Origin of the sequence: Pseudomonas sp. TMW22090 (assembly GCF_022496665.1) — a bacterium.
GTDB lineage: Bacteria > Pseudomonadota > Gammaproteobacteria > Pseudomonadales > Pseudomonadaceae > Aquipseudomonas > Aquipseudomonas gregormendelii.
On the sequence record NZ_SCFH01000005.1, the window covers coordinates 176,915 to 200,150 of the forward strand.

Genomic DNA, 23,236 nt, shown 5'->3' on the forward strand with positions numbered 1-23,236 from the left:
AGGTAGCGAGTAACGCAAAACGGCCGCTGTCAGGGATGACAGGCGGCCGTTTTTGTTTCAGGGGGGGCAGAGCGTTACTCGGCCTTTTCTTCCTGCGCATCCAGCGCCTGGCGGTATTGGTCCAGTGCATGACCGAAGTCGGTGATGAACTGCGGCTCGGTGAGCCAGGCCTGGGCGGTTTCGCGGTCCATGCCGTCGGCCCACATGCGGTAGTCGAGCAGCATGTCGGCGGCCAGGTGGGTGGCGGCCATGGCTTCGTTGTCGGCGTTTTCCATGTCGAGCAGCTCGGGATGGTCCGAGATGATAACCGCGAGCTCCGACAGCAGTATCTGCAGCATGTCGTTGCGGCCGATTGCTTCGGCGTCGTGCATTTTGCTGAACATCGCCAGGGTGTATTCCGGGATCGGCTCGCCCGGTTCGCCCTGGTCATCATCCAGCGCTGCGGGTTTGCGGCCGTGGATGTTGATTTGCTTGGCTTTGATTTTTGCGCGCTTGGCGCGTTTCTGCTGCTTGTTCAGGGAGGCCATGGGAACTCAGTTGGGTGTCTGTGGGTTTTGGGCGGCGATGGCTTCGGAGGCTGCCACGTAATCGACCTGGAAGGCGGGGGATTCGATCCACGCCAGGGCGCCGGCTTCGTCGGTTTCGGTGGACCATTGGCGATACTCGATCAGCGCGCCGATGATGAAGTCAGTGGCGATTTCCTCGCCTTCCTGTTCCAGCACCAGTGCGAGCAGCGGGTGTTCGAGGAAGGCCGTGCACATCGCTTGCTGGCTGATTTTCTGCGCGTCGAGCATTTCCTTGAACAGTTCGGTCAGGTCCACCGAGTCAAAATCGATGCGATCGTCGTTCGGGTCCAGCTCCACGGGCGCAGCCGCTCGCTGGGTGCGGTTCTGCTTGGCCTTGGCTTTGGCGCGGGTGGCGCGTTTTTGCTGCTTGTTGGCGGAGGCCATGGGCGTCGTTCCGTATTGCGTTGAGTGGGCGCATCAGTCAGCTGCGTGGTACCAGCCGCCCCGGAGTGCCGGGGGCCAGTTCGCCGCTTTGTAGCCAGGACAATGCAATGGGCCATAGTGTGGCTTGGTATGCGCTGCGAAAAAAGGCGAAATGTCCCACGTCTGTCTGATCAATGTCTTCAGGCGCGATGCGCAAATGGGTTTTGCGGCTGTGGGTGAAGTAGCCGAGCAGGCGCTCTATGGCGGGAATTGTGCCATAGGGGTCGTCGCTGATGCTGATGGCCAGGACTTGCGCCTTGACTGCCGCAAAGGTTTTCACATGCAGGTCGCGGCCGCTGGGGCGCTTTTCGTAACGGGCGGTGGGTGTGCTCCAGTCACGGACGACGCCGGCAGGGGTGTCTTCCAGCCAGCCCAGGCGCTTGCCGGGAAAATAACCGTACAGCATCGTCAGCAACGGCATCACCAGGTGCCACTTGCCCAACATGCGCCAGCGATGGGCGGGCGCATAGTCGCGCCAGTAAGCGAATTGCGCCCCTACCGTCACCAGGCGACGAATCACCGGCCCCGACGCTCCCAGGCCCGCTGCACAGCCGCCAAAGCTGTGAGCCACCACATCGATGGGTTGGCCGGGGAATTCGCGCTGGGCGCGCTTGAGCATCGCCTCGAAGTCCAGGGCGCCCCAGTCGGACCATGACGCCCTCAGGCCTTTCATCGAAGCGGGGCGCGATTCCCCGATGCCGCGGTAATCGTAGGTGATGACGTCGAAGCCATTGGCATGCAGATAGTCGGCAAACCGCGCGTAGTGGCGGCAGCGCACGGAAGTGGCGGCGTTGATGATCACAATCGGGCGCGCGCTGTCATGGGAGGCATGGCGCCACGTAAAGCCGCCGAGGATAAAACCGTCGGCGGCGGGTTCCTTGAACGGTTCGCCGGGCGCGAACGCGGGCAGCGGCAACTCGATTTGGCTGGGTGCCAGTGACGGCATGTCCTGCAGATTCATCGGCGTCTTACCAGTGCGGGTAGCTGACAACGATAGTCTTCGGGCGGCACTTGGACAATCCGGGCCGAGGCCGGGGTGTGCGGGAAAGTACATCACGGCTGCGCCGGTCAAATCCCAGGCATAAAAAAACCCTGAATCTTGCGATTCAGGGTTTTCGGTATTTGGTGCCCAGAGACGGAATCGAACCGCCGACACGGGGATTTTCAATCCCCTGCTCTACCGACTGAGCTATCTGGGCAACGGGGCGCATTAAACTGGTTTTTCAGGGGGTCGTCAAGCAAGTTTTCAAAAAATATTTAATTATTACCGTCGCTTACGATCCGACCCCCGGGAAATCGGGATTATTCAGCCGGCGGAACGTAGCCGTCAGCCTTGGCGTATTCCTCGCCGGAGAAGTACTTGTCCATCTCGCCCTGAAGATATTTGCGGTCTTCGGCGTTCATCATGTTCAGGCGTTTTTCGTTGATGAGCAGGGTCTGGTGTTTCTGCCAGTCGGCCCAGGCCTTGGCCGAGACGTGGTCAAAAATGTCCTGGCCTTTGGCGCCCGGGAATGGAGCGCGCTCCAGGGCAGGCAATTCTTCTTTGTACTTGCGGCACATGATGGTGCGGGTCATGACGACTCTCCTGCGTTCAATACGGCGGCCGCGCGTTCGAGCAAGGTCTTGACCGGGGCGGCAAGGCCCAGGCGCGGCGGGGTGGCGAGGTTATACCAGAGCCAGTCGGCCTCGGCCACGTGATGGGCCGCCTCCTGGACCTGGACCAGCCAGGGTTCGATGGATAACTGGAAGTGGCTGAAAGTGTGCACCAGGCTCGGCAAGGCTTGTTGCTGGCCCAGCTCCAGTGAGTGTTGAGTGGCCAGGTGTTGCAGGTCGTCCAGGTCATCGAGCTCCGGAAGGCTCCACAAGCCGCCCCACAAGCCCGTCGAAGGCCGACGGTAGAGCAGAATCGCGCCTTCGCCATTGGCCAGCATCGGCATCAGCGTGCGCTTCTGGGGCACGGCTTTGCGCGGCTTGGGGATCGGGTAGCGGGTTTCCAGGCCAAGCATGTGCGCTTCACAGCCTTTTTCCAGCGGACACAGCAGGCAACTGGGCTTGCTGCGAGTACAGAGCGTGGCGCCCAGGTCCATCATGGCCTGGGTGTAGGCGTTGACCCGGTCATGGGGCGTAAAGCGCTCTGCGGTGGCCCACAGCTGTTTGGCCACCTTCGGCTCGCCCGGATAGCCCTCCTGGGCCGTAAAGCGCGCCAGGACGCGTTTGACGTTGCCATCGAGGATCGGCGCACGCATGCCCATGCTCAGGCTGGCGATGGCGCCGGCGGTAGACAGGCCGATACCTGGCAGTTCGACCAGCTTGTCGACGTCCCGCGGAAATTCACCGGCGTAGTCGGCCACAATGATTTTCGCGGTTTTCTGCAGATTGCGCGCCCGGGTGTAGTAGCCCAGGCCGGTCCACAGGTGCAGCACTTCGTCTTCCGGCGCGGCAGCCAGGGCTTCGACCGTCGGCAACGAGGCCATGAAGCGGTCGAAGTAGTTCAGCACTGTGCTGACCTGGGTCTGCTGCAGCATGATCTCCGAGACCCACACCCGATACGGCGTGATGCCCTGCTGCCACGGCAAATCGTGGCGGCCGTGGCGGTCGTACCAATCCAGCACTGCTGCCGAAAACTGCTCGGATCTCATCGCTTGAACAGCCCTTTGAGTGCGTTTTTCAGTTCAGGACTGACTTTGTCGCCGAGTTTTTCGTCGATTTTTTCACTGAGCTTGTCTCCCGCGAGCCGGGTCGCGACCTGGCCCATGCGTTCGTTATCGAGGCGGCAGGCCTTGGCACCCAGTTCCAGTGGGCCGCGGCAGCGCAATGGCCACTCGATGCCGACGAACTTCTCGCCGACCTGACAGGCCGGGTCCGGCATGTCGCTCTTGTCGCCTTCGACGATGATGCCGACGCGGTAATCCATGCCCAGCACGCGCAGGTCGACATCGCCGTCGCCATTGACGGTCATGCCGGGGATGCGCACTTTCAGGTCCGGGTTGCTGGCCACGCCGTTACGAAAGGTCAGGTTGCCCTTGAGCTCCTGGAAGGGTGTGTCCTTGCCGCGCGGCTCGCCGCTGAGGGTCTTGCGGTTGAGCGTGGCGATGCCTTTGCACAGCTGCTGTTCAAGGTTGGCATTGAGCAACACGCCGTTATTGATCGCGAAACTGGCGGTGCCGTTGAGGGTATCGACCAGGGCTTTCTGGCTGTTACCGCTGCCGGTCAGGTTGCTGTTGAGGGTAACCAGGCCTTTGACCGGCGGGTTTTTACCCTGGCTTTCAAGGATTTTTTCCACCGGCACTTTGTTGATCTGGGTCTGCAGGTTCAGCGCCGGGACCTGTTGGCGCACATCGAGGGTGCCTTTGGCTTCGAAGTTACCTTCGTACAATTCGCCGCGCAGGTTTTCCAGGGTCAGCAGGCCATTTTGGCCGGTAGCCTTGAGGGCCGCGTTGCGGATCGGCAGTTTGTCGAGGGTGAGTTGGCCGAACGTCAGGTCGGCGTCGAGATCGAGTTTACTCAGGCGCTCCACGGGCAACAGGCGGTCGTTGCTCCAGGCTGTCTTGGTCGGCGCATCCGGCAACGGCGTGCTGCCTGCGCCGGCCATGGCATTGGCTTCGGTGCTGGCCACTTCGGCCTGGCGCACTTGAGTTGCGCTATTGGCTTCGGCAGATTTTGGCTTCAGGTAACGGTCGACGTTGAAGGTGTCAGCCTTGAGCACCGCACGCAGCGATTGCCTGGCGAAGTCTTCGACGGCGATGCGACCGCTGAAGGTGCTGTCGTCGACTTTCAGGTTGATGTTGTCGAAGGCCACGCTGGTGGGCGTTGCGCTGACGCGACTGACCAGCTCGACTTTGCTCAGGCTGCCTTCGGCCATGGCCGGCAGGGTCTGGCCGATGCTGTCGACGAACTTGGCCAGGTCAAACTGGGCGATCGATAGGGCGCCGTTGACCTGAGGTGTCTTGTCGAGGTCGTTGACCTTCAGCTCGCCAAGTGCGCGAAGCTGGTTGGCGGAAATCTTGATGCCGGTCCATTCGGCGACGTTCGCCGCTTTATCCAGCAAAAGCTGGCCCTGGGCGGCGAAGGTCATGGTCTTGCCTTGCAGCGGATCGCCGGCGACTTCCCCTGTCAGTTTCATGTCTTCGAACTTGTAGCGCTGCAGGGCGCGTTCGAAACGCAGTTCGCCGTTCAGTTCAGTGCGAACCCGCAGGACTGGCTGATTGGTGCCAAGGAACGCCGTGAGTTTGACCGGAATATTGGTCGAGTCATGCACGGCGCCGGTGCTGAGCTGGATACTTTCGGCGCTGAACTGCTTGCCGGTCTTTTCGTCGCTGTATTCAACCCGGGCGTTATTGACGGTCAAGCTGTCGATGTCCAGGCGGATCGGTTGGGCGGGTTTTTCCGCCTGGGCCGTGGTCTCGCTGGCAGGCTCACCGGGGGTGGCAGGTGGCGTGGCCTGAGTGGCAGGCACCTTGCCGATGTCTTCCCAGTTGCCGTGGCCGTCCTTGTCGCGGTTCAGGCGCAGGTTCAGGCCTTCGACCCGCACATCGCTCATTTGGACTTCGCGGCGCAGCAGGGGCAGCACGCGGACGGACAGGCCGAGCATTTGCAGGTCGGCAAAGGGTTCGGCGGGTTTGGCCAGGGTCGCGACACTGGCTTCGTGCAATTCCAGGCCCAGCCACGGGAACAGGCTCCAGCCGATGTCGCCATTGAGCGTCAGCTCGATGTGGGCCTTGTCGCGGGCTATCTGGCGAATCTCGTCTTTATAGTCATTGGGATCAAAGAGGTGGGTCAGGGCAAACCCCAGGGCCACAATGATCAGCAATAGCCCGAGAAGTACCAGACCCAGGATTTTGCCGAACGCTTTCATGGGCGAGTCCTTGTAGTTAGTCAAATTCGAAATACAGCCGGGGAGTATAGCGCCCCGGGGACGACGATCGGTCGGCGATCACGTTGTCAGTTCATCCAGCGATACTTTCAGCTTGGCGGCGAGCGCCTGGGCTTCAAGATGGCCGGCGGGGGCCAGCAGGTGCAAGGTGGCGCCGGCGTCGCGGGCCATTTTCCGCGCCTCGTCCACCAGGCGCTCGGCGACGCCGCGTCGACGGGTGATCTTGCGCACGCACAGTTGGGACAGGTGCCAGACGTTCTGGTGCCGTTGCAGGCGGGCGGCACCCAGCAAGCGGTCATTGAAGCGCCCGGCGATCAGCGAGCCATCGCCCAGGCAGGCTTCGATCAACTGCTGCTGCGAGGCAAAGGGTGCGAAGAGCCACTGCGGCGCATCCCGATAGATCTTCTGCAAGTCTTGCTGATCCTGATAGTTGGCTTCTTTGAGCGACTCGACAACGATCGGCATGGCGGCTCCAGCGGGAAAGAGATCAGATGACGTGCAAAAGGTGATGTCAGATTGATTTTTCTGCCACGCGCAGATGGTAACCTCTGCTGGTACGTCCGTCCTTCTGCGACTTGATGTCGCATCAAAATGGAGCTTCATCTGACAAGACAGTCATGCCTGTGTGCATAAAGGCTGGGGATGAGCAGTGGCTGGCGAACAATACTAATAATTGGGGGATACACAATGACCACGAGCATCACGGCTGACGGCTTCGCCGGACAGCCTGCGTTCCTGTCCAAGGAACGCATCATCGCCAAGCCCGGTTTCAACCGTTGGCTGGTACCGCCGGCCGCACTGGCGATCCACCTTTGCATCGGCATGGCCTACGGCTTTTCGGTGTTCTGGCTGCCGTTGTCCAAAGCCCTGGGTGTGACCGCACCTGTGGCTTGCGCGCCGGACATGAGTTTTATCTCGCAAATCTTCTCCTCCCAGTGCGACTGGCCGATCTCGATGCTCGGCTGGATCTACACCCTGTTCTTCATTTTCCTCGGCTGCTCGGCGGCGATCTGGGGTGGCTGGCTGGAACACGCCGGGCCGCGCAAGGCCGGCGTAGTGTCGGCACTGTGCTGGTGTGGTGGTCTGCTGATATCGGCGCTGGGGATTTATACCCACCAGATCTGGCTGATGTGGATCGGTTCCGGGGTCATTGGCGGTATCGGCCTTGGTTTGGGCTACATTTCGCCGGTCTCGACCCTGATCAAGTGGTTCCCGGACAAACGCGGCATGGCCACTGGCATGGCGATCATGGGCTTCGGTGGTGGCGCAATGGTGGGGGCTCCGCTCGCTGCGGCGCTGATGGGGCATTTTGCTTCGCCGACCAGCGTCGGGGTGTGGCAAAGCTTCCTGGTAATGGCCGCGATCTACTTCGTGTTCATGATCGGCGGCGCACTGTCCTACCGCGTTCCGCCAACGGGCTGGAAGCCTGAAGGCTGGACTGCCCCGGCCAGGAAAGCTGCGAATGCGATGATCACCCATCGCCATGTGCACGTGAATGTGGCGTGGAAAACCCCGCAATTCCGCCTGGTGTGGCTGGTTCTGTGCCTCAACGTGTCTGCCGGTATCGGCATCCTGGGCATGGCGTCGCCGCTGTTGCAGGAAGTGTTTGGCGGCAGACTGATCGGTGTCGACCTGCCATTTGGCCAACTGGACGCCGGGCAACTGGCTTCCATCGCTGCGATCGCGGCAGGTTTTACCGGATTGCTGAGCCTGTTCAATATCGGCGGTCGTTTCTTCTGGGCGTCGTTCTCGGATTACCTGGGCCGCAAAAACACTTATTTCGTGTTCTTTGCCCTGGGTTTCGCACTGTACGCGCTGATCCCGAACCTGGGTCACCTGGGCAATGTCGCGCTGTTCGTGGCGGCGTTTTGCATCATCCTGTCGATGTACGGCGGTGGTTTTGCGACGGTGCCGGCTTACCTGGCGGACCTGTTCGGCACCCAGATGGTGGGGGCGATTCACGGTCGCCTGCTGACCGCATGGGCAGCGGCGGGTGTGTTGGGGCCGGTGCTGGTGAACTACCTGCGTGAGTATCAGCTGAGCATTGGGGTGGAGCGCGCGGCAGCGTATGACATCACCTTGTACATCCTGGCGGGCCTGCTGGTGCTGGGCTTCCTGTGCAACCTGCTGGTACGGCCGGTGGCCGACAAGTACTTCATGACCGATGCCGAACTGGCCGCCGAACAGGCACTGGGTCACGACAAGGGCGCTGACAGCACTACCGTGCTGGAGTGGAAAGCTGCCCCGGGTACCAAGCCGCTGGCGATTGCCGCCTGGCTGGTGGTGGGCATTCCGTTGGCGTGGGGTGTCTGGGTGACCCTGCAGAAAACGGCGGTGCTGTTTCACTAAGGGACAGGCCTGAATTTCAGGCCAACACCCAACCCTGTGGGAGCGGGCTTGCCCGCGATTGCGGCCTGACAGTCGGCAGAAATGTCGAATGTGCGGGCCCTATCGCGAGCAGGCTCACTCCCACACTTGATTCATGTGTCTCCAAATATCGCTTGTATGCACATGTCTACCCGCCACACCCCTGAATTCACTCCGTCAGTGATATCACCTCTCGTGTTTCTGTTTCCCGCCCGCGCCCCTATAATGGTTGCCTTTTTCGCCCAATGATTTGCGGAGCTGGTGATGGCCGAACGTATGGCGTCAGTCGAGCGCGACACTCTGGAAACCCAGATTAAAGCCTCGATCAACCTGGATGGCACCGGAAAGGCCCGATTTGATATCGGTGTACCTTTTCTTGAGCACATGCTGGACCAGATCGCCCGTCACGGGCTGATCGACCTGGATATCGTCAGCAAGGGCGACCTGCATATCGACGACCACCACACCGTGGAAGACGTCGGCATCACCCTGGGCCAGGCTTTTGCCAAAGCCATCGGTGACAAAAAAGGCATCCGTCGCTACGGCCACGCCTATGTCCCGCTGGATGAAGCACTGTCGCGGGTAGTCATCGACTTCTCCGGCCGTCCTGGCTTGCAGATGCATGTTCCCTATACCCGCGCCACCGTTGGCGGTTTCGATGTTGACCTGTTCCAGGAATTCTTCCAGGGCTTCGTCAACCACGCACTGGTCAGCCTGCACATCGACAATCTGCGTGGCACCAACACCCACCACCAGATCGAAACCGTGTTCAAGGCATTCGGCCGCGCCCTGCGCATGGCCGTCGAGCTCGATGACCGCATGGCCGGCCAAATGCCGTCGACCAAGGGCGTTCTGTAATGCAGACGGTCGCGGTAATCGATTACGGCATGGGCAACCTGCACTCGGTGGCCAAGGCCCTCGAGCACGTCGGTGCCGGCAAGGTCCTGATCACCAGCGATGCCAATGTGATTCGCGAAGCCGACCGGGTGGTTTTTCCCGGCGTCGGCGCGATTCGCGACTGCATGGCCGAGATCCGGCGCCTGGGCTTCGATTCGCTGGTTCGCGAAGTCAGCCAGGACCGTCCGTTCCTCGGCATCTGCGTCGGCATGCAAGCCCTGCTCGATAGCAGTGAAGAGAACGACGGCGTTGACTGCATCGGCCTGTTTTCCGGCGCGGTGAAGTTCTTCGGCAAGGACCTGCATGAAGATGGCGAGCATCTGAAGGTCCCGCACATGGGCTGGAACGAAGTGAAGCAGACGATCTCGCATCCGCTGTGGCACAACATTCCGGACCTGGCGCGTTTCTACTTCGTGCACAGCTACTACATCGCTGCCGGCAACGCGCGGCAGGTGGTGGGTGGCGGTCACTACGGTGTCGATTTCGCCGCGGCGCTGGCCGATGGCTCGCGTTTCGCCGTGCAGTTCCACCCGGAGAAGAGCCATACCCATGGCCTGCAATTGTTGCAGAACTTCGCTGCGTGGGATGGTCGCTGGTAAATGGCCAGGAAAAAGCCGCCGATCCTGACCCTCACTCCCGAACAGGAGAATGAGGCCAATCACAAGATCAAGCGCTTCATGGAGGATCGCTTCGAACTGGACCTGGGTTCGTTCGAAGCGGCCGAAATCCTTGAGCTGTTTACCCGCGAAATTGCTCCGCACTATTACAACAGGGCGATTTTCGATGTGCAGGCGCACCTTAAAGAAAGGTTCGAGAGCATCGAAAGCGACTTGTGGGCGCTCGAGAAAAACTGATTTCCGAGCGAAGCTGAACAATCGAATTTGAAGGTTTGCCAGATGCTGATTATCCCCGCTATCGATCTCAAAGACGGTGCCTGTGTTCGTCTGCGCCAGGGCCGCATGGAAGATTCCACGGTGTTCTCCGATGATCCGGTGAGCATGGCCGCCAAGTGGGTGGAGGGCGGTTGCCGCCGTCTGCATCTGGTCGACCTGAACGGTGCTTTTGAAGGCCAGCCGGTCAATGGCGAGGTTGTCACTGCGATCGCCAGGCGCTACCCCAATCTGCCGATCCAGATCGGCGGCGGTATCCGTTCGCTGGAAACCATCGAGCACTACGTGAAAGCCGGCGTGAGCTACGTGATCATCGGCACCAAGGCCGTGAAAGACCCCGCGTTTGTCGCCGAAGCCTGCCGCGCATTCCCTGGCAAGGTAATCGTTGGCCTGGATGCCAAGGACGGCTTCGTCGCCACCGATGGCTGGGCTGAGATCAGCACCGTGAACGTCATCGACCTGGCCAAGCAATTCGAATCCGACGGTGTGTCTGCCATCGTTTATACCGACATCGCCAAAGACGGCATGATGCAGGGCTGCAACGTTTCGTACACCGCTGCGCTGGCGGCTGCCACGCGCATTCCGGTGATCGCTTCCGGCGGCATCCACAACCTGGGTGACATCAAGTCGCTGCTCGACGCCAAGGCGCCAGGCATCATCGGCGCCATCACCGGCCGGGCGATCTACGAAGGCACCCTCGACGTCGCCGAAGCGCAAGCTTTCTGCGATTCGTATAAAGGCTGAGGACTGACTATGGCGCTGGCCAAACGCATCATCCCTTGCCTGGACGTAGACAACGGCCGGGTCGTCAAGGGTGTGAAGTTCGAGAACATCCGCGACGCCGGTGATCCGGTGGAAATCGCCCGTCGTTACGACGAGCAGGGTGCCGACGAGATTACCTTTCTCGACATCACCGCCAGCGTCGATGGCCGCGACACCACGCTGCATACCGTCGAGCGCATGGCCAGCCAGGTATTCATCCCGCTGACCGTAGGCGGCGGCGTGCGTACCGTGCAGGACATTCGCAACTTGCTCAATGCCGGCGCGGACAAGGTCTCGATCAATACCGCGGCCGTGTTCAACCCGGAATTTGTCGGCGAAGCTGCCCAGCATTTTGGTTCGCAGTGCATCGTTGTCGCCATTGACGCGAAGAAAGTCTCCGGCCCGGGCGAAACCCCGCGCTGGGAAATCTTCACCCACGGCGGGCGCAAACCTACCGGCCTCGACGCGGTGGAGTGGGCGAAGAAGATGGAAGGCCTGGGCGCCGGTGAAATCCTGCTGACCAGCATGGACCAGGACGGCATGAAAAACGGCTTCGACCTGGGCGTGACCCGCGCCATCAGCGATGCACTGGGGATCCCGGTGATCGCCTCGGGTGGCGTCGGCAACCTGCAGCATCTGGCCGATGGCATCATCGAAGGTCACGCCAGTGCCGTGCTGGCTGCGAGTATCTTCCACTTCGGCGAATACACCGTGCAGGAAGCCAAGGCCTACATGGCTCATCGCGGCATCGTAATGCGCTGAACAAACGGTACAGGCCAGTGGACATCATGGCGGGCTCAAGGCACTCTTGGGTACGCCATGGATCTCGGTAGCCAGACATGCTGAAACGCTTTCTTCTTGTCCTCGCCAGCGCAGCCGTATTGCTCTCCAACAACGTGCCTGCCGCAGAAAGTCCCGCCACCGACCTGGTGCTGCTGACTGAAAACTTCCCGCCCTACAACATGGCGAAGAACGGCAAGAATTTCGCCCAGGACGAAAACATCAATGGCATCGCCACCGACATCGTTCGCGAGATGTTCAAGCGTGCTGATATCACCTACAGCCTGACGCTGCGTTTCCCCTGGGAGCGCGTGTATAAACTTGCCCTCGAAAAACCAGGTTACGGCGTGTTCGTGATGGCGCGACTGCCTGATCGCGAAAATCTCTTCAAGTGGGTTGGCCCCATTGGTCCGGACGACTGGATCATGCTCGCCAAGGCAGACAGCAAGATCAGCCTGGAGACGCTGGAACAGGCCAGCAAGTACCGGATTGGTGCCTACAAGGGCGATGCGATCGCCGAGACGCTGACCAAGCAGGGCCTCAAGCCAATCGTGGTGCTGCGCGATCAGGACAACGCGAAGAAGCTGGTCAATGGCCAGATCGACCTGTGGGCCACGGGTGACCCGGCCGGGCGTTATCTGGCACGTCAGGAGGGTGTGAACGGGCTCAAGACGGTACTGCGCTTCAACAGTGCCGAGCTCTATCTGGCGTTGAACAAAGACGTTCCGGATACCACCGTTGCCAAACTGCAGGCCGCGCTGGATCAGTTGCGCAAGGAAGGCGTGGTGGATGAGATCATGGCTCGTTATCTCTAGGTAAATCAAAAGATCGCAGCCTTCGGCAGCTCCTACGCCGAACGCACCACCCTGCAGGTGCGGCCGAGCGGACCCACGTGTAGGAGTTGCCGAACGCCCCGACGTGTAGGAGCTGCCGAAGGCTGCGATCTTTTAGCGGTACACGCCGTCATTGCCGTGAGCCGCCGTCGCTCGATTGCCGCGCACGCTGATCATCTGCCTGATATCAATCCACTCGATGCCCTGGGCCTTGAGCTTGGGCAATTCCCGCTCCAGTACCGCCAGCGTCTGCGGATACGGATGCCCGATCATCACCGCCGAACCCTGCTTGCGCGCCAGGCTGATCGCCGTCTGTAGCTGGGTGAAAATAGCCGCTTCAGTGCGCTCATCATCCAGGAATACATCCCGCGAAACGCTCGCCAACCCAATCTTCTGCGCCTCGGCCGCCGCAACCGTCTGCGCGCTGGTGCGGCTGTCGACGAACAGCTTGTGCCGGCGCTGCAACTGCGCCATCAACCAGGCCATGGCCGGTCGCTGAGCGGTCATGCGGCTGCCCATATGGTTGTTGATGCCGGCGGTATAAGGCACGACCTTGAACGCCGCATTGAGGCGTTTCTCAAGTTCTTCGATGGGCAGCTCGGGATGCCAGGCGAACGGGCCGGTGGCCGGGTCCATGGGCATGTGCAGGATCACGATCTTGCCGGCGCGGTGGGCTTCACGGGCAAACTCGGTGGCGTGGGGCGTGTCGGGCATGATCGCCGCCGTCACGGGGCCGGGCAGGGCAAGCACTCGACGGTCCCGGGGCAGGTTCTGCCCCAGGTCGTCAATGATCAGGCTGATGTAGGCCTTGTGCGCCGTGTTGGCGGCGGGCGTTGCGTGAGCAACACCCGCCAGGCAGCACAACAGGGCGAGCAGCAACCGCACGCACATCTCAGCGGCCAGAAGTGATGCTCAAACCCTTGAGCAGGCTGAGCGCCTGGGCCAGCTGGTAATCATCATCCTGCGGCATCGCCTTGGCTTTGCCGCCGGAGCCGGTCGGCTTGTCTTCGCCGCCATTGCCGTTGCCCAGGTGACCTTGCAGATCGGCTTCCTTGAAGTAGTCGCCGTCCTGCTCGCTGGTGATCTTCGCCTTGCGCACTTCGATGTCCGGGACGATGCCCTGGGCCTGGATCGAGCGGCCGTTCGGCGTGTAGTACAGCGCCGTGGTGATCTTCAGGGCGCGATCGTTGTTCAGCGGCAGCACGGTTTGCACCGAGCCTTTGCCGAAACTGGTGGTGCCCATGATGACTGCACGTTTCTGATCCTGCAGGGCGCCGGCGACAATCTCCGAGGCCGAGGCGCTGCCGCCGTTGATCAGCACGACCATTGGCACGGCTTCGCTTTCATCCTTGCCAGTGGCCGAGAAGCGCAGCTCGGAGTTGGCGATGCGGCCCTTGGTGTAGACGATCAGGCCTTTGGTGATGAAGTGGTCGACCACTTCCACCGCCGATTGCAGTACGCCGCCCGGGTTGTTGCGCAGGTCGAGAATGACGCCCTTGAGTTTCTTGCCGTTGTCCTTGCGCAGCTTGGCCAGGGCCTTGGAGACCTCTTCGCCGGTCTTGACCTGGAACTGGGTGATGCGGATATAGCCGTAGCCCGACTCCAGCAGCTGTGCCTTGACGCTCTTGACCTGGATGATGGCGCGGGCCAGGGTCACGTCGAACGGCGTGCCGCCGTCGCGCACCAGGGTCAGGGTGATTTTCTGGCCGATTTTGCCGCGCATCAGATCCACGGCTTCGGTCATGCTCTGGCCGCGGGTGGGCTGGCCGTTGATTTTGACGATGAAGTCGCCAGCCTGGATGCCGGCCTTGGACGCAGGGGTGTCATCGATCGGCGAAACCACCTTGATGAAACCGTCCTCGGCGCCGACTTCGATACCCAGGCCGCCAAATTCGCCGCTGGTGCTTTCCTGCAGCTCGGCAAAATCTTCCGGGCCCAGGTAGGCGGAGTGCGGGTCAAGGTTGCTGAGCATGCCCTTGATGGCATTTTCCAGCAGGGTCTTGTCGTCAACAGGTTCGACATAGGCGGCCTTGATCCGGTCCATGACCTCGGCAAAGGTGCGCAACTCTTCCAGCGGCAAAGGCGCCTTGGTGGTCGCAGCAGTGCCCGCAGGCGCGACTACCGGGGCCGGTTGAGCGGCAAACGCCAGAGGCGCGCCGATCACCAGGGCGATCGTCAGGGCCAGCGAGGTAAGGCGGGACAGATGCAGCATGTCGAACGAACTCCTGAAGTAGATGGCGTGCTTATCCTTGCGCGCGGCACCATTGCGCGGGATCACTCGGGTGACCCTGCTGACGAATAGCGAAATACAACGCCGGAGTGTCCTGCCCGCCACTGCTACCGACAGTGGAGATGGACTCACCGGCTTTAACCACGTCACCTGCAGACTTCAACAGCGTCTGGTTGTGACCATAAAGACTCAGGAAACCGTTGCCGTGATCCAGGATAACCAGCAGTCCGGCACCGCGCAGCCAATCGGCAAACACCACACGACCACCGTGCACGGCATGCACCTGGCTGCCGGCGGAAGCACTGATCATTACGCCGTCCCACTTGGTTCGAGCGTCATCACCACGGGATTCGCCAAAGCGTGCCAGCAATCGACCATCAACAGGCCATGGAAGTTTTCCCCGAGTGGAAGCAAAAGCACCACCGAAGGTTTCGCCTGAGCTGGAGACCAGCGCGCCGGGTGTTGATTTGACCTGTTTGCGTGGGGCGTCAGTGTTGTCTTCTGCTGCTGCCTGGGCCTCACGTAAACGCTTTTTTTCGGCTTCCTGCTGGGCGATCAGCGCTTTTTGCCGCGCTTCTTCTGCCTCTCGGGCCTGACGGGCCAGGGTTTCTTCGATGGTTTTAAGGACTTTAGACAGGTCTGCCTGATCCTGCTCCCGTGCCGCCAGCTTCTGGTCGCGGGCCTTGACGTCGAGGTTGAGCTTGGCGAGCACTTGCTGGCGCTCCTGGCGAACCTTTTCGAGCTCGTCTCGCTGGCTGTCCAGGCTACTTTTCTGCACCAGCAGTTGAGCCTGCTGCATGTCGATGTCTTTTTCGACATTGGCCAGCTGGCGCAAGGTTTCGTTGAAGTTTTTCAACTGCTCCAGGCGGGCCTGGCTCAGGTAGTCGTAATAGGTGAGGGTGCGGGCGAATCTTTCCGGGTTCTGCTGGTTAAGCAGCAGCTTGAGGTACTCCTGGCGCCCGTTCTGATAGGCCGCTCGGGCCTGGATGGCAATCAGTCGTTGCTGTTCAATGCGCGCGCTCTGGAGTTTTTTTTTCTCGGCATCGAGTCGCTGCAGCTCGGATTCGCTTTTCTTCAGCTCTTTTTGCAGGGCATCGACCTGCTTTTCGAGCTTGCCCATTTCCGTCTCGGTGCCTTTGAGGTCCTTTTGCACGCCGGATTTTTCCTGCTGGAGCTTGCCCAGCAGTTTCTTCAGCTCGGCAATGTCCTGACGCGTGGCGTCCAACTGCTGTTGGGTTTGCGCGCGCTCGTCAGCGAAGGCCGGTTGGAGCAGGCAAGTCAGGGCAAGGGCTATCAGGACGCGAAGCATAAAGGCGGGCGACACCAGGGAAAGGGACGGCCTAGTATGCCCGCCAAGCGCGGCAAAAAAAATGCCCAATTGGGGCTGTGTGATAACCGGGACAAGCAACAGGCCAGATTCCGTTGCGAAAACGCCATAAGCCACTGTGGGAGCTGGCTTGCCGGCGATGGCGTCTGAACATTCAACATTGAGGTTGGTGTCAGATCGCTACCGCTGGCAAGCCAGCTCCCACAGGGTTTTGCGATGTTTGTGCGGACGGATTACACCAGTATCGATGTGCCGGTCATTTCGGCCGGTTTTTCCAGACCCATCAGCATCAACATGGTTGGCGCCACATCCGCCAGTACGCCGCCATCACGTACCTTGAAGTCACGTTTACCGACATAAATGAACGGCACCGGCTCGGTGGTGTGCGCCGTGTGAGCCTGGTGGGTTTCTTCGTCGGCCATTTTCTCGACGTTGCCGTGGTCGGCGGTGATCAGCGCTTCGCCGCCCACTTTTTCCAGCGCGTCCACGATTCGGCCCACGCACAGGTCCAGGCACTCAACCGCCTTGACTGCTGCATCGAATACGCCGCTATGGCCGACCATGTCGCCGTTGGCGTAGTTGACCACGATCACGTCATAACGCTGGTTTTCAATGGCGTCGACGATCCGGTCTGTGACTTCCGGTGCGCTCATTTCCGGCTGCAGGTCGTAGGTGGCGACTTTGGGCGACGGGATCAGGATGCGCTCTTCGCCCGGGAACGGTTCTTCGCGCCCGCCGGAGAAGAAGAAGGTCACGTGAGCATATTTCTCGGTTTCGGCGATGCGCAGCTGGGTCTTGCCGTTTTTCGCCAGGTAATCGCCCAGTACGTTGTCCAGGCTGCCTGCGGCGAAAGCCGATGGGGCAGGGATGCTGGCGGCATATTGGGTCAGCATGACAAAACCGGACAGTTTCGGCTGGCGGGCGCGGGCAAATTCCTTGAAATCGTCCTCGACGAACACTCGGGTCAGTTCCCGGGCGCGGTCGGCGCGGAAGTTCATGAACACCACGGCATCGCCGTCTTCGACCTTGACCGGCTCACCGATGGAGGTGGCCTTGACGAATTCGTCGCTCTCGCCACGGTCGTAGGCGGCTTGCAGACCTTCCTGGGCAGTGGCGGCATTGAACTCGCCGTTGCCATCGACGATCAGGTTGTAAGCCTGGGCTACGCGGTCCCAGCGATTGTCGCGGTCCATGGCGAAATAACGGCCGATGATGCTGGCGATGCGGCCTTTACCGAGGGCCTGGAAGCTGGCATCGAGCAATTCGATGGACGACTGGGCACTTTTCGGCGGGGTGTCGCGGCCGTCGAGGAAGGCATGCAGGTAGATTTTCTCGGCGCCGCGCTTGTAGGCCAGTTCCGCCATGGCCACCAGGTGGTCCTGGTGGCTGTGAACGCCGCCGTCAGACAGCAGGCCCATGAAGTGCACGGCTTTGCCGGCAGCCACGGCTTTATCCACGGCAGCGCAGATGGTCGGGTTTTCAAAGAACTCGCCGTCCCGAATCGATTTGGTCACGCGAGTGAAGTCCTGATACACAACGCGGCCGGCACCCAGGTTCATGTGACCGACTTCGGAGTTGCCCATCTGGCCATCCGGCAAGCCGACGTCCATGCCGCTGCCGGAGATCAGGCCGTTGGGTACGGAGGCCGTCAGGCGGTCCAGCACAGGCTTCTTCGCGGCGAATACGGCGTTGGATTCAGGGCTCTCACTGTGACCGAAGCCGTCGAGGATGATCAGGACCAAAGGTTTAGGCGTGGTAGTCATGGATTCCACTCGTGGCTGAGTTAAAAGAGGGCAATGGAAAAGGGAGTGGCAGTTTAAAGGTAAGTTCCTGCTGCGTCACCGCCGGACGGGGTTTGGCCCACCATAGGGGCTGTGTATACTGGCCGACATTTTAACGCCCTGGAACCTCCTTCAATGGTTGATCACCTGATTGCATTTGCCACCACTCACTATCTGCTTGTCGGTATCTTCGCCGTTCTGCTGGCTCTGCTGATCGCCCATGAAATGAAGGGCGGCGGTCGTAGCCTGAGCACCGGTGAACTGACCGGGCTGGTCAACAAGGACGCAGGCGTGGTGATCGACATTCGTCCGGCCAAGGACTTCGCCGCCGGTCACATTGTCGGCGCGCTGAATATTCCTCACGACAAACTGACTGCTCGTGTCGGCGAACTGGAAAAGCACAAGGCCAAGACCATCATCCTGGTCGACGCCATGGGTCAGACCGCTGGCACTCACGCCCGTGAACTGATGAAATCCGGCTTCACCGCCGCCAAGCTGTCCGGCGGGATCTCCAGCTGGAAAGGCGACAACCTGCCGCTGGTGAAGTGATATGAGCAACGTCGTCGTCTATTCCAGCGATTACTGCCCTTACTGCTCGCGCGCCAAGTATCTGCTCGAGAACAAAGGCGTGGCCTTCGAAGAGATCAAGGTCGATGGCAAGCCGCAGGTTCGCGCCGCCATGGCCCAGAAAGCCGGACGGACCTCCGTCCCGCAGATCTGGATCGGCGAGCGCCACATCGGTGGCTGTGATGATTTATTTGCCCTTGAGCGCGCCGGCAAGCTCGACGCCCTGCTCAAGGCCTGACGCCTTCCCTATAAGACCCAAGATCAGAAAGGATCTGAGATGACTGACCAACAGAACACTGCAGCTAGCGAAGAAGAAACCGCACCGCAATTCTCCTTGCAGCGCATCTATGTACGTGACTTGTCCTTCGAAGCCCCGAAAAGCCCGGCGATCTTCCGCCAGCAGTGGGAGCCGAGCGTCGGTCTGGATCTGAACACTCGCCAGAAGGCCCTGGAAGGTGACTTCCACGAAGTCGTGCTGACCTTGTCGGTGACCGTGAAGAACGGTGAGAGCGGCGAAGTCGCCTTTATCGCTGAAGTACAACAGGCCGGGATCTTCCTGATCAAGAACCTGGACGACGCTTCGATGAGCCACACCCTGGGTGCGTTCTGCCCGAACATCCTGTTCCCGTACGCTCGCGAAACCCTGGACAGCCTGGTAACCCGCGGCTCGTTCCCGGCCCTGATGCTGGCTCCGGTGAACTTCGATGCGCTGTACGCGCAAGAGCTGCAGCGCATGCAGGCAGCTGGCGAGACTCCGACCGTTCAATAAGCGGCGCTGCTGCAAATCGCGGGCAAGCCCGCTCCCACAGGATTGAGCAAAACCTGTGGGAGCGGGCTTGCCCGCGATTGTTTCTGTCAGGCGAAAATAATCTTCGGGTTACTTGAAGCCGAGCTGGCGCCAGCCTTCGTACACGGCCACCGCCACGGTGTTCGACAGGTTCAGGCTGCGGCAGCCTTCGCGCATCGGTAACCGAAGGCGTTGCTCGCCGGGCAGGGCGTCCAGCACCTCGGCCGGCAGGCCCCGGCTCTCCGGACCGAACAGGAAGGCGTCGCCCTCGGCGAAGCTGGCATCGTGGAACGGTCGCGAGCCCTTGGTGGTGAAGGCGAACAGGCGCGGGTGACCGAGGCTTTCCAGGCAGCTGGCGAGGTCGGCGTGACGTTGCAGGGTGGCATACTCGTGGTAGTCGAGGCCCGCCCTGCGCAGACGCTTGTCGTCCATCTCGAAGCCCAGCGGCTCGATCAAATGCAGGTGGCAGCCACTGTTGGCGCACAGCCTGATAACGTTGCCGGTATTCGGCGGAATTTCTGGTTGGAAGAGGATGACGTGAAACATGCACGGCTCCGAAGATAAAGATGACCGGCATTCTACGCCGCCCGAGGATCGGCGTTCGAAACTATTCCCGCGCGTGATGGGTTCTTTGGCGATAGTCGGTGTCATGGTCGGGCTGATGATTGGCCGCCTGACCACACCCGACCCCAGTGAACTGCAGCAGGTCGAGGTGACGAGTGACGGATTGGTCGTGTGGTTCAGCAACGAACCCAAGACCCATGGCGAGATCGTCGACGGCAGCCTTGCGCTGCTGTTCGCGGCCGAAGGCAAGGCGCAGAAAGGGCAGCTCAAGCTCAATGATAAAAGCGTGAACTGGCGAGTGCGTTTGAGTGATGGGGGATTGTTGCTGACCTTGGTGGCTGCCCGGCCACTGCAGGGCGAGTGGGTCGGTAGCGAGGTCGATGACCGCTGGCGGCTGGAGATCCATCTCCGGGAGCAATAAAAGAGGGAATCCCCGGCCTGCCTGTACCAAGGTTCCCGAAACGGCAGGGCTCGCGCATGGCGACGAGAGCCCGGTGTAAAGAAGGAATCCCCGGCCTGCCTGTACCAAGGTTCCCAAAACGGCAGGGCTCGCGCATGGCGACGAAAGCCCGGTGTAAAGAAGGAACCCCTGACCTGCCTGTATCAAGGGCCCCAAAACTGTTTGGGCTCGTCGCTTGTGCGGTGTGAGCCCGGTGTAAAGAGGGGAATCCCCGGCCTGCCTGTACCAAGGTCCCCGAAACTGGGTAGTGAACTGATTCACTGAATGGACTATTGCAGGGGGCGTGCCAGTTTTTAACAAGTTGAAACAGAGAGCCGAGTTGAAACGTCGAAAGCCCCGTATTCCGGGGCTTTCGTGTTTTTTCGGTCAGGGTTCGATTGCGAAAGCAGGCGGGGTTTTAAATCAGCATTCGTGCGCGATTGCGGTTCACGGTGCATTCAGTCGGTGCACGGTGGGGCCAAAAGCATCGCGGGCAAGCCCGCTCCCACAGGGGCCAGTGTTGTTCACGCAATCGTGAAAACACCGGGTTCTCTGTGGGAGCGGGCTTGCCCGCGAATGGATCTATGCAGCGACGATGATTTACAGGGTACTTAGCCCTCTTCCCCCTCATCATCATCCCCACCATCAACCTTCATCCCCAATTCCTTGATCTTGCGAGTCAGGGTGTTGCGCCCCCAGCCCAGCAATACCGCGGCATCACGCCGGCGGCCAGCCGTGTGCTTGAGGGCGGTCTCGATCATGATCCGTTCAAACGCCGGCACCGCGCTGTCGAGCAGGCTCGACTGGCCACGGGCCAGTGCCTGGTCTGCCCACTGGCGCAGCGCCTGCTCCCAGTTGGTCACCGGGGCCGAATCCTGAGGCAGGTTCAACAGTTCCGGCGGCAGGTCGCTAATGTGCACTTCGCGACCGGAAGCCATCACCGTAATCCAGCGGCAGGTGTTCTCCAGCTGACGCACGTTGCCGCCCCACGGCAGGTTCTTCAGGTACTCCTCGGTCTCGCTCTTGAGCAGCTTGGGCTCCACTGCCAGTTCCTGGGCAGCGCGGGCGAGGAAGTGCTTGGCCAGGGTCGGGATGTCTTCGCGGCGGTCCGACAGTCGTGGAATGTGGATGCGGATGACGTTGAGGCGGTGGAACAAGTCTTCGCGGAATTTACCCGCGTGCACCAGGGTTTCCAGATTCTGGTGAGTCGCGGCGATGATGCGTACATCCACCTTGACCGGCGTGTGCCCCCCTACCCGATAAAACTCGCCGTCGGCCAGAACCCGCAGCAAACGGGTCTGGGTATCCGCCGGCATGTCCCCGATTTCATCGAGGAACAGCGTGCCGCCATCTGCCTGTTCGAAACGCCCGCGGCGCAGATTGGCGGCGCCGGTGAAGGCGCCTTTCTCATGGCCGAACAACTCCGATTCCATCAAATCCTTGGGGATTGCCGCCATGTTCAGCGCGATGAACGGCGAGGCTGCCCGTGGGCTGTGGCGATGCAGGGCGTGGGCGACCAGTTCCTTGCCGGTGCCGGATTCGCCGTTGATCAGCACGGTGATGTTGGAGTGGCTCAAGCGTCCGATGGCGCGAAACACTTCCTGCATCGCCGGCGCTTCACCGATGATTTCCGGAGTGCGGGTCAGGGTCGGAACGACTTCAAGACCTTGCTGCTCCTGGGCGTGCTGGTTCGCCCGCTTGACCAGCGATACGGCTTCGTCGACGTCGAACGGTTTTGGCAGGTACTCGAACGCGCCGCCCTGATAGGACGCGACAGCGCTGTCCAGATCGGAGTGAGCGGTCATGATGATCACTGGCAGCCGTGGGTGCTGTTCGCGAATCCGCGCCAGAAGGTCCAGACCGCTGGCGCCGGGCATGCGAATGTCAGAGATGATCACGTCCGGCTGCTGGCGCGCCAGGCGGCTCATCACGCCATCGGCGCTGTCGAAGCTTTGCGTGGTCATGCCTTCCTGCTGCAAGGCTTTTTCCAGGACCCAACGGATAGAACGGTCGTCATCGACGATCCACACGGTTTCACTACGGCTCATGTCGATGTGGCTCCTTGTTCCAGTGGCAGAAAGATCGAGAAGGTGGTGTGGCCTGGGTGGCTGTCACACTCGATCAGGCCCTGGTGCTGGCTGATGATGTTCTGGGTAATGGCCAGGCCCAGCCCGGTACCGTCCGGGCGGCCGCTGACCATGGGAAAGAAGATGGTTTCCTGAAGTTCCGCCGGTATGCCGGGACCGTTGTCGATGATCTCGATCTTGGTGACCAGGCGGTGACGCACGTGGCCGATGGTGAACTGGCGCATGGCCCGGGTACGCAGGCTGATGCGGCCAAGGCGCAGCTCATTCTGGCTGCTGATGGCCTGCATCGCATTGCGCACGATGTTCAATACCGCCTGAATCATCTGCTCACGATCGATCAGGACATCGGGAATGCTTGGGTCATAGTCGCGCACCAGGTTGATGCAACCCTGGCTTTCGGCTTCCACCAGATGGCAGACGCGCTCTAGCACTTCGTGAATGTTGCACATGGCCAGCGATGGCAGCTTGTTCGAGCCGAGCATGCGATCCACCAGGTTGCGCAAGCGATCGGCTTCTTCGATGATCACGTTGGTGTAGTCGCGCAGGCTTTCCTCGGGCAGTTCACGGGCCAGCAGTTGCGCTGCGCCACGAATCCCGCCCAGCGGGTTCTTGATCTCGTGCGCCAGGCCACGCACCAGCATCTTGCTGGTCTCCTGTTTCGACAGTTGCGCCTCTTCCTTGGTGATGCGCAACAGGCGATCCCGCGGGTGGACCTCGAGCAGCAGCATGGTGTCGCCGTTGGAGAGGATCGGCGTCACGGCGTAATCGACGGTCAGGGTCTGGCCGGTGAGGGCGGTGAGCATCGCTTCGCGCTTGGTGAATGGGTGAGCCTGTTCAACAGCCTGGCGCAGGGAATTCAGCGCTTCGGTGGACTCGGTGAACAATTCACTGATGAATTGCCCGTGACTGCGCTGCCCGCTGATTGCCAGGAGCATTTCTGCCGCCGGGTTCATGTACTCCAGGCGCAGTTGTGCGTCGAGCAGGATGGTGGCGGTAGTCAGGTTGTCGAGCAGCAAGCGGTGCAGTGCGTCGCTAATGGTCATCAGGACCTCTTTTGGAGCAG

The 23,236-nt window shown here is 60.8% G+C and carries 25 protein-coding genes and 1 tRNA gene; 11 read left to right on the forward strand and 15 right to left on the reverse strand.

Features of this window, described 5'->3' with window-relative positions; genetic code table 11:
- Positions 1-74: 74 nt before the first annotated feature.
- From EQV97_RS15920 to EQV97_RS15955, 8 genes are all read right to left on the reverse strand, one after another.
- Positions 75-527: a hypothetical protein gene (locus tag EQV97_RS15920; protein ID WP_240889247.1), complete on the reverse strand. Its 453-nt coding sequence runs from the start codon at positions 525-527 to the stop codon at positions 75-77.
- A 6-nt stretch (positions 528-533) separates the two neighbouring features.
- On the reverse strand, positions 534-950 hold the full coding sequence (locus EQV97_RS15925) for a hypothetical protein (RefSeq protein WP_122841429.1): 417 nt from the start codon (positions 948-950) through the stop codon (positions 534-536).
- Positions 951-987: 37 nt separating this feature from the next.
- On the reverse strand, positions 988-1,950 hold the full coding sequence (locus EQV97_RS15930; RefSeq protein WP_240889248.1) for an alpha/beta fold hydrolase: 963 nt from the start codon (positions 1,948-1,950) through the stop codon (positions 988-990).
- Positions 1,951-2,112: 162 nt separating this feature from the next.
- A tRNA-Phe gene (locus EQV97_RS15935) sits at positions 2,113-2,188 on the reverse strand.
- Positions 2,189-2,291: 103 nt separating this feature from the next.
- The gene (locus tag EQV97_RS15940) at positions 2,292-2,564 is read right to left on the reverse strand and encodes an oxidative damage protection protein (protein ID WP_010464608.1); all 273 of its coding nucleotides are present in this window, start codon (positions 2,562-2,564) and stop codon (positions 2,292-2,294) included.
- Positions 2,561-3,628, reverse strand: coding sequence for an A/G-specific adenine glycosylase (gene mutY, locus EQV97_RS15945; protein ID WP_122841431.1), 1,068 nt, complete (start codon positions 3,626-3,628; stop codon positions 2,561-2,563). The genes EQV97_RS15940 and mutY overlap by 4 nt, the downstream gene beginning before the upstream one ends.
- The gene (locus EQV97_RS15950; protein ID WP_240889249.1) at positions 3,625-5,844 is read right to left on the reverse strand and encodes an AsmA family protein; all 2,220 of its coding nucleotides are present in this window, start codon (positions 5,842-5,844) and stop codon (positions 3,625-3,627) included. Before EQV97_RS15950 ends, mutY begins: the two co-directional genes overlap by 4 nt.
- Before the next feature lie 78 nt (positions 5,845-5,922).
- Positions 5,923-6,327, reverse strand: a complete 405-nt coding sequence (locus EQV97_RS15955; protein WP_240889250.1) for an acetyl-CoA sensor PanZ family protein — start codon at positions 6,325-6,327, stop codon at positions 5,923-5,925.
- 222 nt (positions 6,328-6,549) lie between these two features.
- Between EQV97_RS15955 and EQV97_RS15960 the strand changes: the two genes are divergently transcribed.
- The 7 genes from EQV97_RS15960 to EQV97_RS15990 all read left to right on the forward strand — a co-directional run bounded on the left by EQV97_RS15960 (position 6,550) and on the right by EQV97_RS15990 (position 12,373).
- A complete protein-coding gene (locus EQV97_RS15960) occupies positions 6,550-8,211 on the forward strand; it encodes an OFA family MFS transporter (protein ID WP_122841434.1) in 1,662 nt (553 codons plus the stop codon).
- A 282-nt stretch (positions 8,212-8,493) separates the two neighbouring features.
- Positions 8,494-9,087: an imidazoleglycerol-phosphate dehydratase HisB gene (hisB, locus tag EQV97_RS15965; RefSeq protein WP_007897437.1), complete on the forward strand. Its 594-nt coding sequence runs from the start codon at positions 8,494-8,496 to the stop codon at positions 9,085-9,087.
- Positions 9,087-9,725, forward strand: coding sequence for an imidazole glycerol phosphate synthase subunit HisH (gene hisH / locus EQV97_RS15970; RefSeq protein ID WP_240889251.1), 639 nt, complete (start codon positions 9,087-9,089; stop codon positions 9,723-9,725). The genes hisB and hisH overlap by 1 nt, the downstream gene beginning before the upstream one ends.
- Positions 9,726-9,980, forward strand: coding sequence for a DUF2164 domain-containing protein (locus tag EQV97_RS15975; protein WP_122841436.1), 255 nt, complete (start codon positions 9,726-9,728; stop codon positions 9,978-9,980).
- Between the two features lie 42 nt (positions 9,981-10,022).
- Positions 10,023-10,760 carry a 1-(5-phosphoribosyl)-5-[(5-phosphoribosylamino)methylideneamino]imidazole-4-carboxamide isomerase gene (hisA, locus tag EQV97_RS15980; protein ID WP_045062005.1) on the forward strand — a complete coding sequence of 246 codons (738 nt, stop codon included), beginning with the start codon at positions 10,023-10,025 and terminating at the stop codon, positions 10,758-10,760.
- Between the two features lie 9 nt (positions 10,761-10,769).
- Positions 10,770-11,540: an imidazole glycerol phosphate synthase subunit HisF gene (gene hisF / locus EQV97_RS15985; protein WP_007972752.1), complete on the forward strand. Its 771-nt coding sequence runs from the start codon at positions 10,770-10,772 to the stop codon at positions 11,538-11,540.
- 77 nt (positions 11,541-11,617) lie between these two features.
- The gene (locus EQV97_RS15990) at positions 11,618-12,373 is read left to right on the forward strand and encodes an ABC transporter substrate-binding protein (protein WP_122841437.1); all 756 of its coding nucleotides are present in this window, start codon (positions 11,618-11,620) and stop codon (positions 12,371-12,373) included.
- A 132-nt stretch (positions 12,374-12,505) separates the two neighbouring features.
- Here EQV97_RS15990 and EQV97_RS15995 read toward each other — a convergent pair whose 3' ends face one another.
- From EQV97_RS15995 to gpmI, 4 genes are all read right to left on the reverse strand, one after another.
- Complete coding sequence (locus EQV97_RS15995) at positions 12,506-13,282, reverse strand: divergent polysaccharide deacetylase family protein (RefSeq protein ID WP_240889252.1); 777 nt, start codon at positions 13,280-13,282, stop codon at positions 12,506-12,508.
- Position 13,283: 1 nt separating this feature from the next.
- The gene (locus EQV97_RS16000; RefSeq protein WP_122841439.1) at positions 13,284-14,603 is read right to left on the reverse strand and encodes a S41 family peptidase; all 1,320 of its coding nucleotides are present in this window, start codon (positions 14,601-14,603) and stop codon (positions 13,284-13,286) included.
- Positions 14,604-14,634: 31 nt separating this feature from the next.
- Entirely contained in the window at positions 14,635-15,930 is a 1,296-nt protein-coding gene (locus tag EQV97_RS16005) for a murein hydrolase activator EnvC (RefSeq protein ID WP_122841440.1), read from the reverse strand.
- A 251-nt stretch (positions 15,931-16,181) separates the two neighbouring features.
- Complete coding sequence (gene gpmI, locus EQV97_RS16010; RefSeq protein WP_225569278.1) at positions 16,182-17,711, reverse strand: 2,3-bisphosphoglycerate-independent phosphoglycerate mutase; 1,530 nt, start codon at positions 17,709-17,711, stop codon at positions 16,182-16,184.
- 153 nt (positions 17,712-17,864) lie between these two features.
- Here gpmI and EQV97_RS16015 point away from each other — a divergent pair, with 153 nt between their 5' ends.
- From EQV97_RS16015 to secB, 3 genes are read left to right on the forward strand one after another with little or no spacing between them, the layout of a single operon-like run.
- Entirely contained in the window at positions 17,865-18,278 is a 414-nt protein-coding gene (locus EQV97_RS16015) for a rhodanese-like domain-containing protein (protein ID WP_045061999.1), read from the forward strand.
- A 1-nt stretch (position 18,279) separates the two neighbouring features.
- A complete protein-coding gene (grxC, locus tag EQV97_RS16020; protein WP_045061998.1) occupies positions 18,280-18,534 on the forward strand; it encodes a glutaredoxin 3 in 255 nt (84 codons plus the stop codon).
- A 39-nt stretch (positions 18,535-18,573) separates the two neighbouring features.
- The gene (gene secB, locus EQV97_RS16025) at positions 18,574-19,065 is read left to right on the forward strand and encodes a protein-export chaperone SecB (RefSeq protein WP_045061997.1); all 492 of its coding nucleotides are present in this window, start codon (positions 18,574-18,576) and stop codon (positions 19,063-19,065) included.
- 108 nt (positions 19,066-19,173) lie between these two features.
- On the opposite strand, the gene EQV97_RS16030 is transcribed toward secB, so the two are convergent.
- The gene (locus tag EQV97_RS16030; RefSeq protein WP_007949025.1) at positions 19,174-19,629 is read right to left on the reverse strand and encodes a tRNA (cytidine(34)-2'-O)-methyltransferase; all 456 of its coding nucleotides are present in this window, start codon (positions 19,627-19,629) and stop codon (positions 19,174-19,176) included.
- On the opposite strand from EQV97_RS16030, the gene EQV97_RS16035 reads away from it, so the two are divergent.
- Positions 19,628-20,068 (forward strand): hypothetical protein, encoded by a 441-nt coding sequence (locus EQV97_RS16035; protein WP_122841442.1) that lies wholly within the window; start codon positions 19,628-19,630, stop codon positions 20,066-20,068. The genes EQV97_RS16030 and EQV97_RS16035 overlap by 2 nt on opposite strands.
- A gap of 629 nt (positions 20,069-20,697) precedes the next feature.
- Here EQV97_RS16035 and ntrC read toward each other — a convergent pair.
- Together ntrC and glnL are read right to left on the reverse strand one after the other, a co-directional pair.
- Positions 20,698-22,134: a nitrogen regulation protein NR(I) gene (gene ntrC, locus EQV97_RS16040; protein ID WP_045061995.1), complete on the reverse strand. Its 1,437-nt coding sequence runs from the start codon at positions 22,132-22,134 to the stop codon at positions 20,698-20,700.
- Positions 22,131-23,216, reverse strand: coding sequence for a nitrogen regulation protein NR(II) (gene glnL, locus EQV97_RS16045; RefSeq protein WP_122841443.1), 1,086 nt, complete (start codon positions 23,214-23,216; stop codon positions 22,131-22,133). Before glnL ends, ntrC begins: the two co-directional genes overlap by 4 nt.
- Positions 23,217-23,236: the final 20 nt, after the last annotated feature.